This window comes from Niastella soli (genome assembly GCF_017742245.1).
Taxonomy (GTDB): domain Bacteria; phylum Bacteroidota; class Bacteroidia; order Chitinophagales; family Chitinophagaceae; genus Niastella; species Niastella soli.
In genome coordinates this window covers 1102078-1121637 of record NZ_JAGHKO010000001.1, presented here as the reverse complement: position 1 = coordinate 1121637, position 19560 = coordinate 1102078, and the positions used below count along the sequence as shown (strand labels likewise).

Genomic DNA, 19560 nt, shown 5'->3' with positions numbered 1-19560 from the left:
TTTGTAACTTTAACTATATAGTGCCTTCTTTAGAGAAGGCATTTCTTTTATAAGCAAGGTCATGATGGTTACAGCAATACTTATTATTTTTTTATTGGGGTATATGGCTATCGCCATGGAGCATGTTATCAGGTTAAATAAGGCGGCTTCGGCACTTATTACCGGGGTATTGTGCTGGCTGGTGTATATGGTCAGTACTCCAGATAAACAGGCGGTAAATGAACAGCTCAGCACCCACCTGGGCGAAATAGCGAGCATCCTGTTCTTTCTGCTCGGCGCTATGACCATTGTAGAACTGATCGATTCGTACGATGGCTTCGAGGTGATCACCAACCGTATTAAAACCACCAAAAAGGTAAACCTGTTGTGGTTAATGGGTGGGTTGTCGTTTGCACTTTCGGCTGTATTGGATAATCTTACTGCCACCATTGTAATGGTTTCATTGGTCCGAAAGCTGATCCGTAATAAACAGGCGCGATTACTCTTTTGTGGGGTGGTGGTGATTGCGGCCAATGCCGGCGGTGCCTGGTCGCCCATTGGAGATGTTACCACTACCATGTTATGGATCGGCGGTCAAATTACCAGTGCGAAAATTATAGCCAATGTATTTTTACCCAGTATAGCCTGCGCGGCAGTACCCATGTTAATACTTAGTTTTCGGATGCGGGGTGCTGTTGAAGTGGGTGGCACCGAAGAAGCCAGAACGCTTAAACCGCAAACTCCTGTTCGCGAAAGGAATATTGTATTTGCCTCAGGCATCCTGATCTTGTTGCTGGTGCCGGTTTTTAAAACCGTTACGCACCTGCCGCCATTTATGGGCATGTTAATGGGCCTGGGTATTATGTGGGTGATCACAGAGATCTTACATCACAAAAAGGATACGCAGGACAAACATTTTCTATCGGTGTTATATGCTTTGCGTAAGATCGATACGCCGAGTATCCTTTTCTTCCTGGGAATATTAATAAGCGTAGCTGCCTTGCAATCAATCGGCGCGTTGTTGAACGTGGCCGCACACCTGAATGAACGGATCAGCAATCCATCCCTCCTTGTAATAATAATCGGGGTATTATCCTCAATTGTAGATAATGTACCATTAGTGGCCGCTTCAATTGGCATGTATAGCCTCGACCAATACCCTGCCGATCATTTCTTCTGGCATTTCCTGGCTTATTGTGCCGGTACCGGTGGCAGCCTTCTGATCATTGGTTCTGCAGCGGGTATAGCCGCGATGGGTATTGAAAAAATAGAATTCTTCTGGTATTTGAAAAAGATTGCCTGGCTGGCGTTGATGGGGTATGCAGCAGGAATAATTGTTTTTTTATTGCAACAACAGTTATTTTAAGCTATAGGTTACAGGGGGCTTGCAACCCCACTGTAGCGGCGCTACAACTACTCAATATTTAATGTTCCTTGTTTTTATATAATGATGCCACAACAAGTAAGCGGCAATCCCTCTATAAGGCCGCCAGGGTTCGGCCAGCAAAAGGAGGTCTTCTTTTGATGTTTTCGCCGGTAACTGTTTTATTTCTTTCAAAGCATTTACCATAGCCAGGTCACCTACAGGAAATATATCGGTTCGTTGCAATGCAAACAACAGGTAAACATCAGCAGTCCAGTCGCCAATGCCTTTTACCTGTTTTAAAATACCCCGCACAACATCGTCGTGCGAGGTAGTTAATTTATTCAGTTGAATTTTTTTCGAAATAAATGCTTCGGCCAGGTGCCGGGCGTATACTGTTTTTTGCCGGCTGAAGTAGCAGGCTCTCAATTCTTCATCAGATAACTGCAGCAATTTGGCCGGGGTAATTTGCCCGAGCTTTTCTTTTAACTTATTAAATGCAGCCCTTGCCGACGCCAGTGAAACCTGTTGCTCTAATACTATATGTATGAGGGTAGCAAAACTGGCCGGGCGTGTCCACATGGGTGGATAGCTGTGTTGCTGCAGAATGTTTTTAAAGATAGGCTCCCGTTCAGCCAATTCATTGCAAAAGGGCTGAAAGTTATCATTGTTGAATTGTAACATGCTATAGAAACCAGGATGGTACTATTTTACTTTTGCTTTGAATTTTTCAATAGCCGAGCGGGTATGCTGGCTTAATACCAGTCTGCCGCTGATAACAGCGCGTTGATGTAATAAAGTGTCCCAGTTTTCAGTGCCTTTCCAGAACATTTTTTTCATTTCTGCCATCGCATGTGGATTGCTGTGCGCCAGGTTATAGGATAATCTTTGTATTGATTCATCCATTTCATCAATTGACGCATGCAATTCTGAGAACAACCCTTTCTTTTTGGCCCACTCTGCATTCCGCCACATGGTAGCATCGATGGCCAGGCTTTCAAACCCGGCGAGCCCTATTTTTCGTTCAACGGCAGGGCCAACTACAAAAGGTCCAATGCCAACAGCCAGTTCACTTAATTTAACATCGGCGCCTTCCACTGCAATAGCGTAGTCGGAAGCGGCAGCAATACCAACACCACCGCCCACACATTTGCCCTGAATGCGGCTTATAATAAATTGCGGGCAGGTGCGCATGGCGTTCAGCACATGAGCAAAGCCGCTGAAGAATTGTGTACCTTCTTCCTGGGTTTTAATGGCCACCAGTTCATCGAAAGAAGCGCCGGCACAAAATGCTTTTTCACCAGCCGAGCGAAGCACAATTACTTTGGTATCTTCATCATTACCGGCTCCGTGTATGGTTTGCGCCAGGTCTTCAAGCAGTCTGGCTGGCAGGGAATTACTTTGTGGATGAAAGAATTCAATGGTATTTACGCCATTGTGATCAATATGCGATTTTACATATCCTGCTGACATAAAATAATTTTATTTAGAAAAGCAAATGAAAGCTAGCAGTCCGATCCCCGAAGAGCTGCTCTATAAAGTTATTAAATACCTCAATAAAAAAGACCCCGACGGTACCGTCGGGGTCCTTAATTAAATGTTATTGTGATTTTTTGGCAACCATGGTAAGAATAGTGGCAACGGCAACGGGTTCACCCGTTTCGTCTGACACCTCTACCAGCCATTTTACAATACCCTTGGCAATGTCGTTCTCGTCTTTTTTCTCCTGCTCAATTTTTTCTTTGCAGGTAAGCTGCACGCCAATGGTAGCCCCGGCGTATACCGGTTTTACAAACCGGCATTCTTCCAGTCCGTAATTTAATAATACCGGACCTTTTTTGGCATCAACGAATAAGCCGGCAGCGGCGCTTAAGATAAAGTAGCCATGAGCAACCGGTTTTTCAAATATGGTGCCTTGTAAAGAAGTGTGATCGGTGTGTGCATAAAAATGGTCCCAGCTTACATTGGCAAAGTTCACAATATCGGCTTCGGTAACGGTTCGCTTGTGGGTAATAAGGGTATCGCCGATCTGCAGTTCTTCAAAGTATTTTCTAAAAGGATGCTTTTCGTCTTCACGGGTTTGCGCACCGGTTTGGTATACATTGGTGATAGCAGTAATAGCGGTAGGTGATCCCTGCAGGGCTACCCGTTGCATATAATGCTTAACGCCTCTGGCGCCACCCATTTCTTCTCCGCCACCGGCACGTCCGGGACCGCCATGTACCAGCAGGGGTAACGGGGAGCCATGTCCGGTGCTTTCTTTGGCGCATTCATTGTTCAGCACCAGTATTCTGCCATGATAAGTAGCGGCGCCTAAAACATAGTCGCGTGCGATCTTATTATTGGCAGTAACAATAGAGCAAACCAGGGAGCCTTTTCCCTTTTTGGCCAATGCAATGGCTTCATCGGTAGAAGTGTATGGCATAATGGTGCTAACGGGGCCAAATGCTTCTACACTATGAACGGCTTCAGTATCAAACGGTTTTTCGTTCTTTAATAACAAGGGGCTCATAAAGGCGCCTTTTTTTGCATTGGCATCAACTACCTGTACACTATCAAGCGAGCCATAAACGATTTGAGAAGAAGCCAGCAGTTTTTGCACCTGTGCCATTACTTCTTCGCGCTGGCTTTGTCCGGCCAGGGAACCCATGCGTACTTTGTCATTTTCGGGATTCCCAATGGTTGTTTGGCTAAGCGCTTTTCCCAGTGCCAGCCATACATCCTCCATTTTATTTTGCGGAACAAAGATGCGGCGGATGGCCGTACATTTTTGTCCGGCCTTGGTGGTCATTTCACGGCGAACTTCTTTTATAAAAATGTCCCATTCAGGCATTTCAGGTGATACATCGTTGCCCAGCACAATGCAGTTGAGGGAATCAGCTTCCATGGTAAAGGGAACGTTTTCGGCCAGTATGCGGGGGTTTGATTTCAATTGCAAGCCAGTGGAGGCAGAACCGGTGAAGGTAATTACATCTTGTGCCGTAACGTGATCGAGCAGGTCGCCGGCAGACCCGCATAATAGTTGTAACGAGCCTTCGGGTAAAATACCGGAAGCAATAATTTCCTGTACCACGGCTTCGGTAAGGTAAGAGGTGATGGTCGCTGGTTTTACAACGGCCGGTACGCCTGCCAGCAGGTTCACGGCAATTTTTTCCAGCATTCCCCATACCGGAAAGTTGAATGCGTTGATGTGTACAGCCACCCCTTCTTTAGGCACCAGTATATGCTGACCCATAAAAGTTCCGCCTTTGCCCAGTGGAATGGCTTCGCCATCCACACAATAGGGCTCGTTAGGAAATTTGCGGCGTAAGGAAGCATAAGAGAACAGGTTGCCAATGCCACCTTCAATATCAACCCAGCTGTCGGCCTTGGTAGCGCCTGTTTTATAACTGATGGAATAGAATTTTTCGAGATGGTTGCGGAGGTGTAAAGCCAGTGCTTTCAGCATAAGGCCACGTTCGTGAAAAGTGAGCTTACGCAAGGCAGGATTGCCGGTTTTTCTTGCATAATCAAGGATGGCATTGAAATCGAGGCCGCGGGTAGAAGCAAAGCCAATCGTTTCGCCATTTACCGCATTGTACAAAGCCTGGCCCTCTCCGTCACCAGTTATCCACCGGCCGGTTACATAGTTACCCAATTTTTTCATTCATGTAGTTTTTGTTTTTCTTCAATGGTCCCGTTGTTATCGGGAGAATCGTTGATCGTCAATCATTCATCATGAATCGACTTTCGGCAACCCACAATCCGCAGTCGGCAGTCGGCAGTCGGTCTCGGCTGAGCCGAGAGCAGTCGGCAGAAAATTCCGGCGGCGCAAGATCAGTTATTAATTTAATTGATCGAGCGCCATTGCCGATTCAGGATTCACGACTATCTGATGATGATCGCAACCGCTAATGTAGCATATCCCCGGCTAATACCATCATACTGAAAGCCGGTATAGGACAGTTGGACGTTGAGGCGGTTGGTTTTCTGAGGCAGGTTAATGCCACCGGCAGCGCCATAACCTATAGTGGGGCGGGCCTTTGGCATATTGTTCAGGAGAAAATAAATGGCACCCGTTCGTAGCGAGGCATACACATTAGAAATGGGGTAGTATTTTATCCCGGCGAGCACCGGAATGGTATAAGACTTATTTTTCGAATCTGAATAAATGGCGTTATCGCCGGTGAAGTAATTATAAGAGGCCTCGGTTTCGGCAGCGAAGTATTTGGAAATCATTTTTTCAGCGCCCACAATGCCACCAATACCAACATGGTTGTTGGCAAGATTGGATAACCCAAACGATACAGTAGCGCCCAGTCTGAAAATGGGCCCCGGTTTTATTTGAGCAGTACCGGTTTGTGCAAACACGATGATTGCTAAAAAGGTAAGCCGGAAACAGTTAGCCATTACTCTGCAGGATTAATGGTGCGAAAATAGGTAAACCCGATTATTAAACGGATTTAAAACCCGCTAGCGTATAAAAGCCGTTAACTTTGAACAGATTTTTTAAATCTCTAAATCTAACATATTTATGTCGCGGTTTATTATTGCATTGGTAACTATTGGCCTGTTTGTTGGCGCCTGTAATGATGCTTCTCAAGGTGAACCGGCCACACACAAAAACGGATATGCGCCTGTTTTAAAAACCAGGGAAGATTCTTTGTTCCATGAAGTAATGAAAGGGCACGATGCCGGTATGGCAAAAGTAGGTAAGCTGCGGAAGAACATAGCCGAAACTACTCACCAGCTCGATAGTCTTGGTAAACTGCCGGTTAAAAAGATAGATGCTGCTTACAAAGAGGCGCTGGTCAATTTGCAAACCAACCTGAAGAAAGCGGATGACGAAATGGATAACTGGATGCAACAATTTAAACTCGACTCCCTCGCCGATAATAAAGAGTTGCGTGTTAAATACCTGGAAGGCGAAAAAGAGAAAGTAGCTGCGGTAAAGGAACATATCTTTTCTGCCCTGCAACAGGCTGATTCTTTGTTAAAAAGGTAGAAGGCAATGGGCAATGGGCAATGGGCAATGGATTTTTGGCGGCGCCAATTCACAATTGCCGTCCCCTATCTCCTCATGTCATCCTGACACAAAATACTTCTGGTAAATAATTTGCCGGAAGTACACCATGCAAACGATAGATACTCCTCCTCAATTCATACAACATACCGATCATGAGTTGTTGGATGCTTATTCCAAAACCATTACCGGTGTTGTAGGTGGTATAGCAGAATCCGTTGTTCATATTGAGGTCGCCAAAAAAATAGCAGACCGGCGTACGCGTCAGGAGCGCGTAACGCAAGGCAGTGGTTCTGGCTTTATTATTTCTTCTGATGGATTTATTGTTACCAATCATCACGTTATAGAAGGCGCAGGCGATATAAAAGTATCCCTGGCCGATGGTCGAAAGGTAACTGCCGAATTAAAAGGCAGCGACCGAAGCACTGATATTGCAGTTCTTAAAATATATGAGAACAGCCTGAAAGCATTGTCATTTGCAAACAGCGACCAGTTACAGGTAGGGCAAATTGCCATCGCCATTGGTAATCCGCTGGGTTTACAACATACCGTTACGGCAGGTGTGGTAAGCGCACTGGGTAGAACGCTGCGCGCTTCCGATGGCCGGCTGATCGATGATGTCATTCAAACAGATGCTTCTTTAAATCCCGGTAATTCTGGCGGACCGCTGGTAAACTCGGTTGGGCAGGTCATTGGCGTAAATACGGCCATGATACCAACCGCCCATGGAATTTGTTTCGCGGTATCAGGCAATATAGCTGCGTATGTGACCGGTAAACTCATTATGCAGGGAAGGGTAAAACGGGGCTACCTGGGACTGGCAGGACAACTGGTTAATTTAACAGAACGCATGATTGCCGCCAACCGGTTGGAAAAACGTACCGGCGTGTATATTTCAGAAATTGAAGCTGATATTCCGGCTTATAACACGGAATTGCATACCGGTGATATTATTGTTGGGTTTAATGACCATCCAATTGGTTCTGTTGATGACCTGCATAAACAGTTGAATGAACAAACGATCGGACATAGGGTGGCTGTTCAGGTATTGCGCGGCGGTCATAAAACAACCATCACCGTTATTCCGGGAGAAATGAGGTAGGTTGGGGTTGACCAGTTGACAGAGTTGATAAAGGGGGAAGTTGACAAGGTTGACACGTTAACACGTTGACAGGTTGATTTGGAGTTGAGCAGTTGATCAGTTGACGAGGAAAGGCCCTCCTACGCCAAGGCTCCGGCGGGCGAGGCCAAAATTGCCGACTGCCATCCGCCGTCTGCCGATATTTGATTATCTTATGTACCCAAACAAGTTACATGAGAAAACTAGTCTGCTGCATTTTGCTCCTTTATTCAACAACAGGCATTTGCCAACAAGCCATTCTGGTAAATTTTTCAGCTAAACAAAGCACGCAGCCGCTCGATGGGCGGCTGTTATTGCTTTTATCAAATAACAATCGCCAGGAACCACGGTTCCAGATAAACGATGATGCCGGCACCCAACAGGCATTTGGCCTCGATGTGGAGAACTGGCAACCTGCAGAATCAAAACGGTTCACCGCCAAAGAGTGGGGATATCCCATTCAAAGCCTGCAACAGCTTCCGCCTGGTGATTACTATGTACAGGCATTACTCCACCGCTATGAAACCTTTCATCGTAAAGACGGGCATGTGGTAAAGCTTCCGATGGACAGGGGCGAAGGCCAGCAATGGAACCTGGCGCCGGGTAACCTGTATTCAAAACCAGTTAAAGTGCACATTGATGCCCGGTTAAAAAATATCATTCAGATCGATCTAAGCGAGGTGATCCCGCCCATAAAAGAACCGGTTGATACCAAATACATAAAACACATAAAGGTCCAAAGCAAACTGTTGACAGCATTCTGGGGCCGGCCCATGTACCTGGGCGCTCATATATTATTGCCCGAAGGCTGGGATACACATCCGGATGTTAAGTACCCGCTGGCTATTTTTCATGGTCACTTTCCTGATGATCTTAGTGGGTTTCGGACCACCCCGCCCGATACAGCACTACAACCCGATTACAATCCCCGGTTTAATTTAAAAGGTTATAACAGGATTGTGCAACAGGAGGCTTATAACTTTTATAAACAATGGACAGGGCCCAATTTTCCACGGGTAATTGCCATTGAAATTCAACATGCCAACCCGTATTACGATGACTCTTATGCTGTGAATAGTGAAAACCTGGGCCCTTATGGCGATGCCATTACCTACGAACTGATACCAGAGATAGAAAAACGCTTTCGCGGAATAGGCCAGGGCTGGGCACGTTTTATGTATGGTGGTAGTACCGGCGGCTGGGAAGTGCTGGCGGCGCAGGTCTTCTACCCAACGGAATACAATGGTTGTTATGCGGCCTGTCCCGACCCAATTGATTTCAGGGCCTATACCGTGTTTGATCTGTATAAAGACAAGAACGCCTACTTCGAGGAAGGCGATTTCAAAAAAACGCCCCGGCCGGGGCATCGTAATTACCTCGGTCAGGTGAGCGCCACCATTCAGCAAATGAATTACCGCGAGCTTACACTAGGCACCAAAACCCGTAGCGGCCAACAGTGGGATATTTGGGAAGCGGTCTTTTCACCTGTTGACAAAGACGGATACCCCAAACGCATTTTTGATAAGCAAACCGGTGTTATTGATAGCACAGTAGCTGCCTATTGGAAAGAGCATTACGACCTGTCGTGGATCATGAAAAGGGACTGGTCAAAGATCGGCAAACAATTAACCGGAAAGGTGCACATCTATTGTGGCGATATGGATAACTATTACCTGAATAACGCCGTGTATTTTACTGAGGAAATGCTGAAAGGGTTACAGGACCCCGCCTACAATGGCGAAGTAGATTATGGCGACCGGGCGGAACATTGCTGGAATGGCGATCATACCCAACCCAACTATATTTCGCGATTGCGCTACCACCAAATGTTTATAAGTAAATGGGCCGAAGAAGTGAAGAAGCGGGCACCTGCTGGCGCAGACCTGAATAGCTGGAGATATTAAAAAAGAAAGGCATCCGGTAATAAACAGATGCCTTTCAATATTATGCAGGCTAACCTAATAGCTTGAGGTTGCGGTAAAATAGGAGGTTTTAATATTTATAAAACCACAAACTACGTACCCCGCCCGAATATACCCTTCGGTACGGGCGGGCACAAACTCCAAACCCGTTAAGCCGGTTGTCTGGCTTCTATTTGTTCACGCAGTGACTGGAAGATCTCTTCAATGCTGCCTTCGCCTTTTACTTTAGCCACTTTGTCGAATTTGGTATAGTGGTCAGCAACAGCGGCTGTTTTGGTAGCATATTCCGTCAGGCGTTTGCGAATTACAGATTCATCGCGATCATCGCTGCGGGAAGACGTTTTACCTCTGTTCAGCAGACGGGCCACCAGTTCTTCTTCACCAACTTCCAGCGCCAGCACCAGGGTTATTTCACTGGTTTTGCTGGTCAGTAAAGTATCCAGGGCTTCTGCCTGGGCTGTTGTTCTGGGGAAACCATCAAACAAAAAGCCTTTGGCTGTAGGATTGGCATCCAAAGCAGAGCCGATCATGCCAATAACCACTTCATCAGGCACCAGTTGGCCTTTATCCATAAAAGCTTTTGCTTCTAACCCTAATTGGGTTTCATTAGCAATTTCCCTACGCAACAAATCACCGGTGGAAAGGTGGATCCAACCAAATCTTTCAATTAATTTCTCTGATTGAGTTCCTTTTCCGCTGCCGGGAGGTCCAAATAATATAAGATTAAACATGTTTAGTTAGTCCCTTTATGAGTCGGCAAATATAACTCAACAACAGAAATAAACCCTTTAGAATATGGGCTTTCCGATTAAAAATTATTTAATGAGAACCCCCTTTTTTTGCTGCTTATTACACAATTACCGGGGTTCGCGTGATTTTATTAATATATGGGCGGGTATAAATGACGGCAGCGCTAAAACCATAGCCTAAACAAAATGTTAAGCTCTAATAAGGTGTCGGTTATCAGACATCCAAACCGTACTCTGGCTACGTACATTTGGGAAACATAATCAAATTTTTATGAAGCGCGTTCTACAGAGCCTGACACTATTGATGCTGGCCGTTGTTTTTCAACAATGCTCTTATTCTCAATCAAATACACCGAAAAAAGCAAATATGGATACATCAAAGAAAAACACAGTTTATTCCCGCACCGATTCGTCGAAGGTGAATATCAGTGATGATGAATGGAGAAAGCTGCTGCCTGCCGACGTATACGCCATTGCCCGGGAAAAAGGGACCGAAAGGCCCTGGACCAGCAAATTTGAAGATTTTAAAGAAATAGGCACCTATTACTGCGCAGCTTGTGGTAACCCGCTGTTTAAAAGCGATACCAAATTTGAAAGTGGTTGCGGCTGGCCCAGCTTTTATCAACCTATTACTAAGGGCAGCATAATTTATGCAGCCGATAATACACATGGAATGAACCGCACCGAAGTGATGTGTGGCCGTTGCAAGGCACACCTGGGACACGTTTTTGACGATGGTCCGCCACCAACCGGGTTGCGCTATTGCATAAATGGGGTGGTGCTGGATTTTGAAAAAGCACAGGCCGCAGAAAAAAAGTACAATGAAGGAGAACAGAAAAAGGGGAATAATTAAAAGGTAATAGGCAGCCAATGTCGTTTAGTTAATGCTTGTTCTAAAGAATCCTCCCGCAAAGCGGGAGGTTAGGGGTGGGTCAATGGTCAATCGGCTATTGCCAATGCTACAAGATATCTATGCTTAACGCTGTTATACGTTAAGCATTTGATTTTTAACAAGGTTCCCATTGCGCCCGCCTACTTCCCATTGCCTTTTAGGGACATGTTTATTGAACGCTAAGGGTAAATATTAAATAAAAAGCAAAAATCATGATAACAGAAACTTTATCGCGTGGCTTGATGTTATTTAGATAACGACTGTGGTTGTTTAACCACGGGTCTATTTTTGCTTGTAATAATAGCGTGAAGGTGGCAGCCCTGTTCAACAGGGCTGCCTTTTTGTTTTACAACCCCCGCCGGGTACCTGAGTTCCAAAATTCTGCCTGCGGAATTTTATCAGGGATCCGGAATAAAGGTATTTCCTACTTCTTATCTCCTACTTCCTACTTCATATTATCTTTGCGCCATGAATAAAAAGAAGAAGCCGTTGTTACAACAGGTTGCGGTTGAAGATTATGCAGCAGAAGGCAAAGCGTTGAGTAAAATTGACGGCAAAGTGATCTTTATCGAAGGCGCCGTACCTGGCGATGTAGTAGACGTACAGCTCTCAAAAAGCAAAAAAGAATGGGGTGAAGGAAAAGCCATTCATTTTCATTCATTCAGCCCAGACAGGGTTACCCCCTTCTGTGAGCATTTTGGCGTTTGTGGCGGCTGTAAATGGCAAATGCTGCCCTATGAGAAGCAATTACAATACAAACAAAACGAGGTGGTGCAAAACCTGAAGCGGATCGGTAAGGTTCAATTGCCCCCCATTCAGCCCATAATAGGCTGTACAGAAACAGCCCGCTACCGCAACAAACTGGAGTTCACTTTTAGCAACCGCCGGTATTTATTGCCAAATGAGATTGCGGCGGCAAAAGAGGCCCCCATCGATCAGGAAAATGCCCTCGGTTTCCATGTGCCCCGCCTGTTCGATAAAGTGATTGACATAAACACCTGCCATTTAATGGCCGAGCCGGTAAATGCCGTCAAGAATACGATTCGCAATTATGCCAAAGAGCACAACCTTACTTTTTACGACATCCGTTTTCATCACGGCTGGCTCCGTACGCTCATTGTTCGGGTAGCCACTACCGGCGAGGTAATGGTAAATGTATGTTTTGGGTACGACGATGAAAAGGAAAGAGTGCGCCTGTTCGACCATCTGCTGAAACAGGTGCCGGGAATTACTACCCTGCTGTACACCATCAATCCCAAAAAGAACGATACCATTTACGACCTGGAGCCCAAAGCATACTTTGGCAAAGGGTACATCATTGAAACGCTGTCTGTAACACCAGGTGGCGAAAAACTGAAATTCAAGATAGGGCCCAAGTCATTCTTTCAAACCAATACCCGCCAGGGCGAACGTTTGTACCAGGTAACCCGCGAACTGGCCTGTCTTACCGGTCAGGAAACGGTGTATGATCTGTATTGTGGTACAGGAAGTATTGGATTGTTTGTAAGCGACAAAGCCAAAAAAATAATTGGGGTTGAAACGGTGCAGGAAGCAATTTCCGATGCCTGGGAAAATGCGGCCCTCAACAATATAGAACATGCGAAATTCTTCGCTGGCGATGTAATAGACGTGTGTACCAGTGAATTTTTTCAGGAACATGGTAAGCCCGATGTAATAATTACTGACCCGCCGCGGGCCGGGATGCACGAAAAACTGGTGCGTAAAATACTGGAAACGTCGGCGCCGCTGGTGGTGTATGTAAGCTGCAACCCGGCTACCCAGGCCAGAGACCTGAATTTGCTCGACGAAAAATATGAAGTGACGCATGTGCAACCGGTAGATATGTTCCCGCACACGCATCATATAGAAAATGTAGTTCAATTGAAACTGAGGTAGGTGTAAAAATAGAAAGGGCAGTAAGGGCTAAAAATAACAATCTCACTGCCTTATTTGTAACAAAACATACCGAAATTCACGTACTAAACTTTGTAGAATGGCAGATTTAAGACCGCGCGGTTTTCAGTCAATTCCTCCGGTAATTAAGAACCTGATTATAGTAAATGTATTATTCTGGATAGCTGAATTAACTTTTGGCGACCGATTTATAGATCTACTGGCCCTCCATCATTATGAAAACCCCAAGTTCGGAATATGGCAGGTGGTGACTTACATGTTTTTGCATAGCAAGGAGTTTTTTCATATCCTCATAAATATGTTTGTGCTTTGGATGTTTGGTTCAACGCTCGAAGATATCTGGGGCAGCAAAAGGTTCCTTATTTTTTATTTGATCTGTGGCGTTGGCGCAGCCCTGGTACAACTGGGTGTTTTGGGTTTCAGTATGGAGATGCTGACTAACAAATTAAACAGTGGCGCAATTTCTCTGGACGAATTTAAGATGCGTGGGGGAGCTGTGTACTGGACCTCTGTGGTAGGTGCTTCGGGTGCCATCAATGGAGTAATGGCTGCCTTTGCCTACACTTTCCCTAATGCGCCTTTATATATTTACGGTTTGTTTCCGGTTAAAGCTAAATATTTGGTAATAGCTTACTTCCTGCTCGATCTGTTTGGCGGTATTAACCCAAGTGGTGGTGACAATGTAGCTCATTTTGCCCATGTGGGCGGTGCAATTGTTGGTCTGATTCTGGTAATGACAATGAATAGGTCAAACAGACGCACCTTTTATTGAGCTATGCGCAACTTTAACTACCCTTTGGCTGTTAAATTAGCGAACGTGCCGCGCCTTTGGCGGACTGCGAAAAGTTAAAAAGGGTCTGCCCTGTGTACCCTTCCGCTTTTGGTGAACGTACCCTGTTTGGGGAGTCCCTCGTCAGCGGGAGTCAGGAGAAGGATTAAAGGATTTTGTAATTTCACTAAAAATCATTCCGTGCTAAGCGAAGATCGGTATAAGAAAAAAATAGGGCTGGGCCAGGATGGGAACAACCTGGTGTTGCTGATTGGCATTTTGGCCATCGTGTTCTGTATTTTTAAATTCATTTGGCTGGTATATAATATTGCTGATAAAGACATGGCGGCATACGACCAGAACATCTTCAACTGGTTGGTAGTACCCGGTGATTTTGAAAAAATGATGACCCGCCCCTGGACGCTGATCTCCTTCATGTTCATGCACAGCGACCCCTGGAATGTACTGGGAAATATCCTGTGGCTTTGGGCATTTGGCTATATTTTCCAGGACCTTACCGGTAATAATAAACTCATTCCCGTTTTCATATATGGCAGTGTAGGTGCCGCTTTGTTTTTTGTAGCCTGCTACAACCTGGTTCCCAAACTGGTGCCTGCCGGGCCAGCAGTTACCCTGGTAGGGGCATCGGCCGGTATTATGGCCATTGCCGTAGCCGCTACAACACTGGCACCTGACTATCGCATTTTCCCCATGATAAATGGAGGTATCCCCTTGTGGATCCTGACTGTACTGTACCTCATCATCGACTTTTCACTGATGGCAGCACAAAAGACCACGCCTGGTCATTTTGCCCATATTGCTGGCGCCGGTGTAGGATTTCTATTTGTTTATCAAATGCGGCGGGGGCACGACTGGAGTACCTGGATGAATAACTTTTTTGACTGGTTCGGGAATTTGTTCAACCCCGACCGGCAAAGCTGGAAGAAGACCGCAAAAACTGATCTGCATTACAATACAAGAGGTACCCAACCATTCAAAAAGATTCCCAATATTACCCAGAAAAGGATTGACGAAATACTGGATAAGATCAATCAGCAAGGCTATCGTTTTCTCACCGATGAAGAAAAAGACATTCTGAAACGGGCTGCAGAAGACGAAGAGTTGTAATTTTAAAATATGGCCCGGTTTGTTAGAAATTTTACAAAGCGGTTGTGCATTATATTGAACGTGGTTATCGTGGGTCTTTTCCTGATAGCCTGCGCCAATGCGTGGCTGCATCCCTCTAAATGGTGGTTTTTTTCATTACTGGGGCTGGGTTTTCCAGTGCTGCTGATCTTTTTATTCCTCTTCCTTGTTTTCTGGCTCATCTTTCGTTCAAAATGGGCCCTGTTGCCAGCTTTAACACTTCTTTTAGGCCTTGGGAATATCCGCGTTTTCCTGGGAATGCATTTCGCTACTGCTGACTTTAAACTTCAGAAACAAAAAGATGCCTTGCGCATAATGACCTGGAACGTGCATTGGTTCGATGATCATAACAAAAAGATCAAAGAGCATAAGGACTACCGGAAAAAAATGATTGATTTTATAAAAGAGCAGGATGCGGATGTACTGTGCTTTCAGGAATTTTTTGAGCTGGGAAAATCTTTTGCCAACAGCAATACCAACGCTATTGTACAGTTGAATTATCCCTACTATTACCGGGTTATCGACTACGGCAAGGCCAGTGGCCGTTTCCAGGCCGGAGTGGCTATTTTTTCGCGTTTCCCCATTGTTGATACCCAGCGGGTATTATATCCCGATCCTGCCAACTTACGGGCCGCCGAAAGCCTGATCAGTGCTGACCTGCTGGTGAATGGAAAAAAGATCCGGATCTACACCACGCACCTGCAATCGGTACTTTTTCAGAAAAACGACTACCGAAGCATCGAGATCATAAAATCGGCTGATGACAGCATGGTAATGGCCTCTCGTTCTATTCTGAAAAAACTACGGCTGGGTTATGCCTTCCGCGGATTTCAGGCCGATCTGGTGCGCAATAAACTGGATAGCTGCCCTTATCCGGAGATCATCTGTGGCGATTTTAACGATGTGCCCAATTCATATACGTATTTTCATATAAAAGGCAACCGCCAGGATGTCTTTGTAAAAAAAGGCAAAGGCATTGGCCGCAGTTTTACCGCCGTATCACCTACCCTGCGAATTGACTATATCCTGGCTGATAAAAAATTCGACGTATTGCAGTACAACCGATTCCTGGTACCCTGGTCAGATCATTATCCCGTGATCACCGATCTGAAGCTGGGTGAAGAGTAAAAATGGTGCTGGTTGAATAAGCGTGATCTTCTTACCGCTGACCTCTTATTTCAGCCCGTTAATTTAGCTAAAACACCTATATTTGAAATATGACCCATTTCATTTTCTCTTCCTGTTGTTTCTGCTGTTTCTGATTCGCCGTTCTGGCGGGATACATTTATTTTTGCAAGTACCGGCTTTATTAAACTATCATTAGACTGATTTAATGAATTTTTATGAGTGAACTGAAAGTCCTGAATTCATATACAAGGCAAAAAGAAGTTTTTACGCCTATTACGCCCGGTCATGTGGGATTGTACGTGTGCGGGCCTACCGTAAGTGGTGAAAGCCATCTGGGGCATGCACGCCCGTATGTTACATTCGATGTAATATTCCGTTATCTTATGCACCTTGGTTATAAGGTACGATATGTACGTAATATTACCGATGCTGGTCATTTTGAGGAAGAAGGAAGAGAAGCCGAAGACAAGATCGCCAAAAAAGCAACGTTGGAAAAACTGGAACCCATGGAACTGGTTACCAAATATACCAACCTCTTTCACTGGGGTATGAAACAGTTGAACAACCTTGATCCAAGCATTGAGCCTACTGCCACCGGTCATATTGTAGAACAGATAGAAATGATCAAAAAGATCATGGAAGAAGGCTATGCCTATGAAATGAATGGCAGCGTATATTTTGATGTAAAAAAATATGCAGAACATTATCCATACGGCAAGCTGAGCGGTCGTGTTATGGAAGACCTGTTAGAAACCACCCGCGATCTGGAAGGCCAGGACGAGAAACGGAACAAGCAGGATTTTGCATTATGGAAAGCTGCCCCAACCGAACACATCATGCGTTGGGTAAGTCCCTGGGGCGAAGGTTTCCCTGGCTGGCACATCGAGTGCTCGGCCATGAGCAGTAAATACCTGGGCACTGAATTCGATATTCATGGTGGTGGTATGGACCTCCAGTTCCCGCATCATGAAAGTGAAATTGCGCAAAGCACTATCTGCAATAAACACGTGCCGGCCCGTTACTGGTTGCATAATAACATGATCACCATTAATGGCCGTAAAATGGGTAAGAGCTATAACAATGTGATCAAGTTAACGGAGCTGTTCAGTGGCGAACACCCATTGCTTGAAAAAGCGTATAGCGGACAGACTGTTCGCTTCTTTATTCTGCAAACACATTATCGAAGCACGCTCGATTTTAGTAACGAGGCATTACAAGCCGCAGAAAAAGGTTTAAAACGGCTGTGGGAAGCATACGAGGTATTGCAAAAGCTGGAAGTAACCGGGTTGAAACCAACAGCCGGCAATGCCGACCTGGATGCAAAAGTGAAAACGCTGTTGCTGGAACTGGATGAATTCATGAGCGATGATTTCAACACCGCCAAAGTGCTGGCCAATATTTTTGAGCTGGTGCCGGTGATCAACTCCATAAAGGATAAACACATTGCCGCCGACGCATTGAGTGCAGACACCATGCAGTTGTTACGGCAATATTTTAAATTATACCTGGAAGAGATACTCGGCCTGAAAGGTGATGAAGAAAAAGAAGATGGCAAGCTGGAAGGTGTAATAGGATTATTGATTGAAATACGTAAAGAAGCCAAGGCAAGAAAAGACTACGCTACATCCGATAAAATTCGCCAGCAATTGACCCAGTTGGGAATTTTGTTGAAAGATGAAAAAGATGGTGGAGTAAGTTATTCGTTCTCATAGCATACGGCAAAAAGCCTACAACGAAATAATCAGGTGCGTCCTTTTAAAATGGCGCACCTTTTCTTTTGTATTTCGCAATTATTGTACACCTACACCAGGTCTTTTTCTTTCAACCTGCTTCCTCTGAGCATTTCCCGCTTACCAATGGGCCCGGGTACTTTTTCAACCTGAAAACCAGCCGCCAGCATAGCCCTTCGCACCTCGCCCTTGCTGCAATAGGTTACCAGTATCCCATCGGGAGACAGCATGGCCAATAACTTTTCAAACACCTCCTGCGTCCATAATTCAGGCTGGGCTGCCGGCGCAAAAGCATCGTAATAAATGATATCAACGGGTTCACTGGGCGCATAATCGGCTAACAGGATCCTTTCTTTTTTGAAAGAAAAGAAGGTGGTAATATGCTGCAGGCTATTCCATTCACAAGTATGCAATGAATGGAATACCGGTTGCCAGAAGGATTCTTCCAACGCATAACAATAGTTCAATTTTTCAACGATCTCCATCTCCAGCGGAAATGCCTCCACTGTTTCGTACAGCACCTTGTGCTGGCGACGTCTTGCCTCCAGGGTAGTGAGCAATGCATTCAAACCAGTACCAAACCCCATTTCAAATATTACGCACTGGCTGGCGTTCTCATTCAGGTTCCACCAATGCCTGAAGCCAGCTTCAATAAATACGTGCAACGATTCCTGTACAGCGCCATATACCGAGTGATAAGAGACCTCCCACTCAGGGATGGCTACCGTATGCGAACCATCTTTTGTAACAATCAAATTTCGTTGCATAGGAACAAAATTAACAGGTAAATTGCAAAGAAGCCAGTAAACGAGGCCTTGTCTTCAAGAAGACTCCTTCCGCCAGCCGGCGGAGAAGCCGGAAGGGGCCCGCCTGGTTTTCCAGTAAACCTGTATTACCATGGAATATACCTTACACCTTTCCAAAGACAAAAAAATAAAAAAGCTCATCGATCACCACGGGACATTCACCCTGAAGAAACAAAAAAATATCTGTACTTACCTCTGTGCATCGATCATGAGCCAGCAATTATCGACTAAAGTGGCTGACGTCATCTATCAACGGTTCTTGAACCTGTATGACGGACATGAGCCAACTGCCGAACAGGTGGTTGCCACTGCCCCCGAAACGTTGCGGGCTATTGGATTATCGAATGCCAAAGTAAGTTATGTACAGAACGTGGCCCGCTTTGCCATAGAACAGGGTATGGAACACGCTACCCTGCATAAAATGAATGATGAAGAAGTGATCACCTACCTGACCCAGATAAAAGGCGTTGGCCGCTGGACCGTAGAAATGCTGTTGATGTTTGCCCTGAAAAGAGAAGATGTGTTTGCCATTGACGACCTGGGTGTTCAGAACGCTATGATAGCACTCTATAAACTCGATCGCGCCGATAAAAAGAAATTCCGCGAAGACATGTTGCGGATCTCTAAAAAATGGAGCCCTTACCGCACCTATGCCTGTATGTATCTCTGGCGCTGGAAAGATAATCCGCCTCCTTTGAAGAATTTATGATCTGGTGATTTAGAGATTTGTTTATTGTCGGTCCTCGCGAACGTTTTCCAAATCCCGAAATCCCGAAATTTTCAATGCGTAAAGCTAAAATTCTATACTATGTCAAAGAGCTGTAAGTGTACTACAGCCGCTTTGCGCAGGAGCAGGTGCAATACCATACAAAGGTAAAACTGATTTTTTGCTCCGCAATCACAGGCATGTCTAACCGTGTCTATAGGAGCTTATGTTGCCTGTTTTTTGTCTATAATGGTCTATAAGTGTCTTGAATGAGTATGGGGAAAACCGGAAATTTTTTGGGCTGGCGCCGGTATTGTGCCGGTATTGCTGTGGA

Annotated in this window: 17 protein-coding genes; 11 read left to right on the top strand and 6 right to left on the bottom strand. The window is 45.4% G+C overall.

The features are described 5' to 3' along the window. Positions 1-61 precede the first annotated feature (61 nt). The gene (gene nhaD / locus J7I42_RS04395; protein ID WP_209137554.1) at positions 62-1345 is read left to right on the top strand and encodes a sodium:proton antiporter NhaD; all 1284 of its coding nucleotides are present in this window, start codon (positions 62-64) and stop codon (positions 1343-1345) included. A 51-nt stretch (positions 1346-1396) separates the two neighbouring features. On the opposite strand, the gene J7I42_RS04390 is transcribed toward nhaD, so the two are convergent. From J7I42_RS04390 to J7I42_RS04375, 4 genes are all read right to left on the bottom strand, one after another. Continuing rightward, positions 1397-2026 carry a DNA-3-methyladenine glycosylase family protein gene (locus tag J7I42_RS04390; RefSeq protein WP_209137553.1) on the bottom strand — a complete coding sequence of 210 codons (630 nt, stop codon included), beginning with the start codon at positions 2024-2026 and terminating at the stop codon, positions 1397-1399. Positions 2027-2047: 21 nt separating this feature from the next. Beyond that, positions 2048-2815 carry an enoyl-CoA hydratase/isomerase family protein gene (locus J7I42_RS04385; RefSeq protein ID WP_209137552.1) on the bottom strand — a complete coding sequence of 256 codons (768 nt, stop codon included), beginning with the start codon at positions 2813-2815 and terminating at the stop codon, positions 2048-2050. Between the two features lie 127 nt (positions 2816-2942). Then, positions 2943-4988 carry a phenylacetic acid degradation bifunctional protein PaaZ gene (gene paaZ / locus J7I42_RS04380; protein ID WP_209137551.1) on the bottom strand — a complete coding sequence of 682 codons (2046 nt, stop codon included), beginning with the start codon at positions 4986-4988 and terminating at the stop codon, positions 2943-2945. Positions 4989-5209: 221 nt separating this feature from the next. Continuing rightward, positions 5210-5731: a hypothetical protein gene (locus J7I42_RS04375; protein ID WP_209137550.1), complete on the bottom strand. Its 522-nt coding sequence runs from the start codon at positions 5729-5731 to the stop codon at positions 5210-5212. Between the two features lie 124 nt (positions 5732-5855). Here J7I42_RS04375 and J7I42_RS04370 point away from each other — a divergent pair, with 124 nt between their 5' ends. The 3 genes from J7I42_RS04370 (at position 5856) to J7I42_RS04360 (ending at position 9368) form a co-directional block, all read left to right on the top strand. Beyond that, the gene (locus tag J7I42_RS04370) at positions 5856-6326 is read left to right on the top strand and encodes a hypothetical protein (protein WP_209137549.1); all 471 of its coding nucleotides are present in this window, start codon (positions 5856-5858) and stop codon (positions 6324-6326) included. 127 nt (positions 6327-6453) lie between these two features. Further along, positions 6454-7446 carry a S1C family serine protease gene (locus J7I42_RS04365; protein ID WP_209137548.1) on the top strand — a complete coding sequence of 331 codons (993 nt, stop codon included), beginning with the start codon at positions 6454-6456 and terminating at the stop codon, positions 7444-7446. A 212-nt stretch (positions 7447-7658) separates the two neighbouring features. Continuing rightward, positions 7659-9368: a hypothetical protein gene (locus J7I42_RS04360; RefSeq protein WP_209137547.1), complete on the top strand. Its 1710-nt coding sequence runs from the start codon at positions 7659-7661 to the stop codon at positions 9366-9368. A gap of 167 nt (positions 9369-9535) precedes the next feature. Here J7I42_RS04360 and J7I42_RS04355 read toward each other — a convergent pair whose 3' ends face one another. Beyond that, the gene (locus tag J7I42_RS04355; RefSeq protein ID WP_209137546.1) at positions 9536-10117 is read right to left on the bottom strand and encodes an adenylate kinase; all 582 of its coding nucleotides are present in this window, start codon (positions 10115-10117) and stop codon (positions 9536-9538) included. Between the two features lie 289 nt (positions 10118-10406). Between J7I42_RS04355 and msrB the strand changes: the two genes are divergently transcribed. The 6 genes from msrB (at position 10407) to cysS (ending at position 17696) form a co-directional block, all read left to right on the top strand. Continuing rightward, positions 10407-10988, top strand: coding sequence for a peptide-methionine (R)-S-oxide reductase MsrB (gene msrB, locus J7I42_RS04350; RefSeq protein WP_236065390.1), 582 nt, complete (start codon positions 10407-10409; stop codon positions 10986-10988). 507 nt (positions 10989-11495) lie between these two features. Further along, a complete protein-coding gene (gene rlmD, locus J7I42_RS04345; RefSeq protein ID WP_209137545.1) occupies positions 11496-12923 on the top strand; it encodes a 23S rRNA (uracil(1939)-C(5))-methyltransferase RlmD in 1428 nt (475 codons plus the stop codon). 97 nt (positions 12924-13020) lie between these two features. Further along, a complete protein-coding gene (locus J7I42_RS04340) occupies positions 13021-13713 on the top strand; it encodes a rhomboid family intramembrane serine protease (RefSeq protein WP_209137544.1) in 693 nt (230 codons plus the stop codon). 198 nt (positions 13714-13911) lie between these two features. Further along, entirely contained in the window at positions 13912-14838 is a 927-nt protein-coding gene (locus J7I42_RS04335) for a rhomboid family intramembrane serine protease (RefSeq protein ID WP_209137543.1), read from the top strand. Positions 14839-14847: 9 nt separating this feature from the next. Continuing rightward, positions 14848-15984, top strand: coding sequence for an endonuclease/exonuclease/phosphatase family protein (locus tag J7I42_RS04330; RefSeq protein ID WP_209137542.1), 1137 nt, complete (start codon positions 14848-14850; stop codon positions 15982-15984). 215 nt (positions 15985-16199) lie between these two features. Beyond that, positions 16200-17696, top strand: coding sequence for a cysteine--tRNA ligase (gene cysS / locus J7I42_RS04325; protein WP_209137541.1), 1497 nt, complete (start codon positions 16200-16202; stop codon positions 17694-17696). A gap of 89 nt (positions 17697-17785) precedes the next feature. Here cysS and mnmD read toward each other — a convergent pair whose 3' ends face one another. Beyond that, the gene (mnmD, locus tag J7I42_RS04320) at positions 17786-18481 is read right to left on the bottom strand and encodes a tRNA (5-methylaminomethyl-2-thiouridine)(34)-methyltransferase MnmD (protein ID WP_209137540.1); all 696 of its coding nucleotides are present in this window, start codon (positions 18479-18481) and stop codon (positions 17786-17788) included. A gap of 130 nt (positions 18482-18611) precedes the next feature. On the opposite strand from mnmD, the gene J7I42_RS04315 reads away from it, so the two are divergent. Beyond that, entirely contained in the window at positions 18612-19229 is a 618-nt protein-coding gene (locus tag J7I42_RS04315; RefSeq protein WP_209137539.1) for a DNA-3-methyladenine glycosylase family protein, read from the top strand. Positions 19230-19560 lie beyond the last annotated feature (331 nt).